The 4,787-nt window shown below is 74.0% G+C and carries 5 protein-coding genes and 1 pseudogene; 3 read left to right on the forward strand and 3 right to left on the reverse strand.

The window, feature by feature from the left end:
- Positions 1–113: 113 nt before the first annotated feature.
- Entirely contained in the window at positions 114–1,205 is a 1,092-nt protein-coding gene (locus AB0302_RS11285; protein WP_319076403.1) for an endonuclease/exonuclease/phosphatase family protein, read from the reverse strand.
- Between the two features lie 98 nt (positions 1,206–1,303).
- Between AB0302_RS11285 and AB0302_RS11290 the strand changes: the two are divergent.
- Positions 1,304–1,786, forward strand: a pseudogene (locus AB0302_RS11290) (hypothetical protein); the annotation flags it as partial.
- Position 1,787: 1 nt separating this feature from the next.
- On the opposite strand, the gene AB0302_RS11295 reads toward AB0302_RS11290, so the two are convergent.
- Positions 1,788–2,345, reverse strand: coding sequence for a hypothetical protein (locus tag AB0302_RS11295; protein WP_366372151.1), 558 nt, complete (start codon positions 2,343–2,345; stop codon positions 1,788–1,790).
- A gap of 275 nt (positions 2,346–2,620) precedes the next feature.
- On the opposite strand from AB0302_RS11295, the gene trpB reads away from it, so the two are divergent.
- Entirely contained in the window at positions 2,621–3,967 is a 1,347-nt protein-coding gene (trpB, locus tag AB0302_RS11300; protein WP_366372153.1) for a tryptophan synthase subunit beta, read from the forward strand.
- Here the strand turns inward: trpB and AB0302_RS11305 are convergent.
- Entirely contained in the window at positions 3,936–4,193 is a 258-nt protein-coding gene (locus tag AB0302_RS11305; protein ID WP_366372154.1) for a hypothetical protein, read from the reverse strand. The two genes, trpB and AB0302_RS11305, sit on opposite strands and share 32 nt — an antisense overlap.
- A gap of 98 nt (positions 4,194–4,291) precedes the next feature.
- On the opposite strand from AB0302_RS11305, the gene AB0302_RS11310 reads away from it, so the two are divergent.
- Complete coding sequence (locus tag AB0302_RS11310; RefSeq protein WP_248115835.1) at positions 4,292–4,660, forward strand: VOC family protein; 369 nt, start codon at positions 4,292–4,294, stop codon at positions 4,658–4,660.
- Positions 4,661–4,787 lie beyond the last annotated feature (127 nt).

The raw sequence follows: 4,787 nt of genomic DNA on the forward strand, positions 1-4,787 counted from the left end.
TCTGTTCGCGTGAGCGGTTTCTCGACAACTCCACTCTCGCAACAGGAGGCCTTCGCTTGTCAGCTGTTCACGCAACAACGTCCCTGGACATCACATCTAGCCCATGGCATTTCTCAACCGACACCCCCACCCCGGCCCACAGGGTCGCCCACCAGGCGGAGCGTCGCCGCGTAGGCGAGGTGGTCGGACGCACCGACCCGCAGCGTCGCGCAGTCGACCACCTCGACGTCGGGGGTGACGAGCACGTGGTCGATCGGGGTGCGGAGCCAGGCGGGCCGCTCGGCCGGCCACGTCCCCTCCGGGCTCCCGGGGCACTGCGCCGCCGTGTCCACCAGTCGCGTCCGGGCCGCCAGCGGCCCGTGCCGGAGAGTGGCGTTGAGGTCGCCGGCGAGGATCAGTGGCCCGCCGTCCGCCACGGCATCGGCGTCTGCGACGGCCAGCCTCTCCAGGTCGGCGCGCCACGCATCCATCAACCGGGGCACGGGCGGGGCGGTGTGCACCCCGAGTATCGCGGGGAGGACGCTGTGGGGGCCGGGGTCCTCAGACGCCGGGCTGGCAGGGTCGAGGCGGACCGCGCCGAACGTCGTCGGGACCGGGTCCCCGGGGGTGACGGCCCCGAGGCGTGCGTGGACGGCGATCGTCGTCGGCGCGACCCCTGCGGGCCGGCCGGCACTGAATCCGGCCTCGGTCGCCGAGTGGACACCCCCGGCGAAGCCCGTCCCCGCCACGGCCCGGCGGACGCGGTCCGGTGAGGCCTCCGGCAGCACGAGGACGTCCGGGTCGAGGTGGGTCACGAGCCGGTCGACGTCCGCCGCGGTCAGGGTGTCGAGGCTGTTGAACACGGTGACCCGCAGCATCGGACCCGTGTTCCCGACGGCGCCGGCCGGGCCCACGGACCAGGGCGGCCCCACCGGGAACGCGCTCAGCAGGACGCCCAGCAGCATCAGCGTCACGGCCGGTCCGGCGACGACGGCGCTGACCCGCGGGCTCACGCGCCGCGCCCGGGCCGCGGAGAGGAGGAGCGCCGCCAGGCCCAGGACGACGGCGGACGCGCCGAACACCCCCGGGAACGCGAGCGCCTGTGCCACGGGGATCCGCGTGCCCAGCCACTGCCCCGGCGCGCTGCCCGGGGCGAGGACGACGACGCTGGCCGCGAGGAGGACGGCCCAGAGGGTGGCGACGGCGATCCGGCCCAGGAGCGTCATGGGTCAGATCAAGCCGAGCCCGGTCAGCTTCGCGGCGGTGGTGTCCATGGGCCCAGGGTAGGCCGCGCCCCGCCGACCGCCCCGCGCGGACACGCCACGTGGTGCTGGCCGCACGCCCGCACGGCGCCCCCACGCCCGAGGACTTCCGCCTCGAGACCGTGGACCTCCCCCCGCTCGAGGAGGGCCAGGTGCTCGTGGCCAACGCCGTGATGTCCGTGGACCCGTACATGCGCGGCCGCATGAACGACGTGAAGTCCTACGTGCCCCCGTTCCAGATCGACGCCCCGCTCGAGGGTGGCGCCGTCGGCACGGTGATCGATTCCCGGAACGCGGACCTGCCCGTGGGCGCCCCCGTCCTCCACCAGCTCGGCTGGCGCGAGCACAGCGTGCTGGCCGGCCAGGACGCCACCGTCGTGGACACCGACGCCGCCCCCGACGGCATCGACGTCTACTTCGACAACGTGGGCGGGGAGCACCTCGAGGCCGCGATCGGCGGCATGAACCGCGGCGGCCGCGCGGCCCTGTGCGGGGCGATCTCGCAGGACAACACCACGGAGACGCCGCCGGCCCAGCGGGGCCTGCTCAGATCGTCGCGGAGCGGCGGGCGGCGGCGGTCATCGCCGCGAGGCGCTCGCCCACGCGGGCGTCGGCCGGGTCCAGCGCGGGCTTGAGCGCGGCGGCCACCTCCCGCGCCACCTCCCCCAGCGATGCGGCATCCTGCGTCACCCAGGCGCGCAGGCTCAGGTGGGCGCGCATCCACGCGGTGAGCTCGTCCTCGGACTCGGGGGTGAGCGCGAAGCCCTCCCCGGCGGCGCCCGGGCTGGTGGGCTCCACGTCCAGGTCGAGGGTGTCCGCGAGCAGGGCCGCGAGCGCCTGGCGGACGGGTGAGGCGGCGGTGCGGCCGGACTGGAAGGCGACGCGCGCCCGTCGGCACTGCAGGCTCTCGTCGGCGGCGTCCACGGCGAGGACGTCGGTGGCGACGCCCAGGGCAGCGCCGGCCTCGTCGTCCGCCACGACGGCGACGATGCCCGGCACGGCGGGAGCGGCGGTGAGGAACTCGGCGTACCGCATGCCCGGCACGGCGGCGAGCACGGCGAGGGCGTCGGCGGTCTGGGTCGTCTCGGGTGCGGTGGTCGTCATGGAGACAGAGTGAATCGCCGTTCACCGAGCGGGCGATCCCCATCCACGATGTGAGACGTTGTTTCGCATGGTGATCATGTGTCGGCGTCATGGACGGGGGGGCATGAGCCTGCGCCTTCCCGGGGGCGTACCCTCACTGTCATGCAGACGCGCGCGCAGTGGTGGACCGCCTGAGGGCGGCCCCTGTCACGCGCACCTGACACACGAGCCGCCCGCCTGCCGGGCGGCTCTTCGCATGAGCGGCTCCGGCGGGCACCACCCACCAGGAGGACCCCATGACGCACCGCAATCCCGAGGACAACGCCCTGAGAACCGCCGCGGACATCGCCGGCGCCGACACCACCGCCGGTGTGCCGGACGCCGCCGAGCCCCGCACCCTCGCCGAGGCCACGGACCTCGTGCACACCCCGGACCTCGCGCCCTCCGAGGACGGCATGTTCGGCACCTACGGCGGCGCGATCCTGCCGCCCCCGCTGGCCGGCCCCATGCGCGAGGTCGCCGAGGCCTACGCGGAGGCACGCCATGACCCCGCGTTCTACGCCGAGTACGCCCGCCTGCTGCGCGACGTCGTCGGGCGCCCCTCCCCGCTGACCCCGCTCGAGCGCCTCTCCGACGAGCTCGGCGGAGCGCGGATCGTCCTCAAGCGCGAGGACCTGAACCACACCGGCGCGCACAAGATCAACCACACCCTCGGCGAGGTCCTGCTGGCCAAGCGCATGGGCAAGCACAGCGTCATCGCGGAGACCGGCGCGGGCCAGCACGGCGTGGCCCTGGCGACGGCGGCCGCGCTCGTCGGCCTGGACTGCGAGATCCACATGGGCGCGATCGACGTGGCCAAGCAGCACCCGAACGTGGTGCGCATGCGCCTGCTCGGCGCCAAGGTCGTCTCCGTGGAGAAGGAGGGCCGCTCTCTCAAGGAGGCCGTGGACTCCGCGTTCGATGTCTACGCGCAGAACCCGGACAGGTACCTCTTCGCGATCGGCTCCGTGGTGGGCCCGCACCCCTTCCCCACGATGATCCGTGACTTCCAGGCCGTCGTCGGGCGTGAGGCCCGCGCGCAGTTCCAGGCGCGCTTCGGCGCGCTGCCGGACGCCGTCGTCGCGTGCGTGGGCGGCGGGTCCAACGCGATGGGCGCGTTCACCGCGTTCCTCGACGACGCCGACGTGCGGCTGGTGGGCGTGGAGCCCGGAGGCCGCTCCGGGGCCAAGGGCGAGCACGCGATGACGATGGGCAGGGGCGTGGACGGCATCATCCACGGCATGGCCACGAAGGTGCTCCAGGACGAGGCCGGCGTGCCGGACCCCGTGCACTCGATCGCCTCGGGGCTGGACTACCCGGGCGTGGGCCCGCAGCACGCCCGCTTCGCGCAGCTCGGCCGCGTGGAGTACGTGGCGGAGGACGACGCCGCGGTGCTGGACGCGTTCCAGCGGCTCGCGAAGCTCGAGGGCATCATCCCGGCGCTCGAGTCCTCCCACGCGGTGGCGCGGGCGATCCGCATGGCCGCGGAGATGGGCACCGACCAGCGCATCCTGGTGAACCTCTCCGGCCGCGGGGACAAGGACGTCGACTACGTCGCCGAGAAGCTGGGCATCACGGGCGAGGCGGACGAGACGGTGCGCTGAGCCGACCGTCGTGCCCGCCGCGCCCCGGAAGCTCGGAGACGGCGGCGAGCGCCGTGGGGGCGCCGGCGTCCGGCAGGGAGATCCTCTCGAGCCCCGGCACCTGGCCCGCAAGCCAGTCGAACCAGTGCGCGTGGACGTCCGAGTCGAAGCCGTGCACCAGGACGACGCGGTCGAAGACGCCGCCGCGCGGGAGGACGAAGGGGAGGAGACGTCGGAGACCATGCACCGGACGCTGGGGCAGCTCCCGCAGGCCAGGTCACCCGGGGTCATCCGGCACGCCGCGGGGCCTGTCGCCGCACGGGTGTCCTGTGGTCCGATGGCCCCATGAGCCTCCGCCTCTCGCACACCACCTGGGACGCCCTGGACCCCTATGCGATCGCCGAGTTCTGGCGCGAGCTGATGGGCTGGGAGATCACCGAGCCCGATGCCTACGAACCGGGATCGGACGAGTGCTACCTCGTCACGCCGCACGGGTACACGGTCCTCTTCTACCGCGTCCCGGACGCCAAGACGGTCAAGAACCGCGCCCACATGGACCTCGCCGTCGAGGGCGGCTCCACCCGCGACGCCGAGGTCGAGCGCGCCCGGGGCATGGGCGCCGCTATGGTCGACGACCGTCGCGCCGACCTCGGATGGGCCGTCATGGCCGACCCGGAGGGCAACGAGTTCTGCATCCTCGACATCGGCGACTGACCGTCCGTACCGGCGGCCCGAACGTGAACGAGTCGTCACGCCAGCGTGACGAATCCGGGACGCCGGCCCGGCCTCCGGCTGAGCAGGGTCAGCCCGCCGTCGGCCGCCCCAGCCCCAGCACATCGGG

Origin of the sequence: Micrococcus sp. NPDC078436 (assembly GCF_040702705.1) — a bacterium.
GTDB lineage: Bacteria > Actinomycetota > Actinomycetes > Actinomycetales > Micrococcaceae > Micrococcus.

What these genes read in the sequence shown, in the direction of transcription:
- AB0302_RS11310 (WP_248115835.1), top strand. Translation starts at nt 4,292, where the DNA reads ATGAGCCTCCGCCTCTCGCACACCACCTGGGACGCCCTGGACCCCTAT.
- trpB (WP_366372153.1), top strand. Translation starts at nt 2,621, where the DNA reads ATGACGCACCGCAATCCCGAGGACAACGCCCTGAGAACCGCCGCGGAC.
- AB0302_RS11295 (WP_366372151.1), bottom strand. Translation starts at nt 2,345, where the DNA reads ATGACGACCACCGCACCCGAGACGACCCAGACCGCCGACGCCCTCGCC.
- AB0302_RS11285 (WP_319076403.1), bottom strand. Translation starts at nt 1,205, where the DNA reads ATGACGCTCCTGGGCCGGATCGCCGTCGCCACCCTCTGGGCCGTCCTC.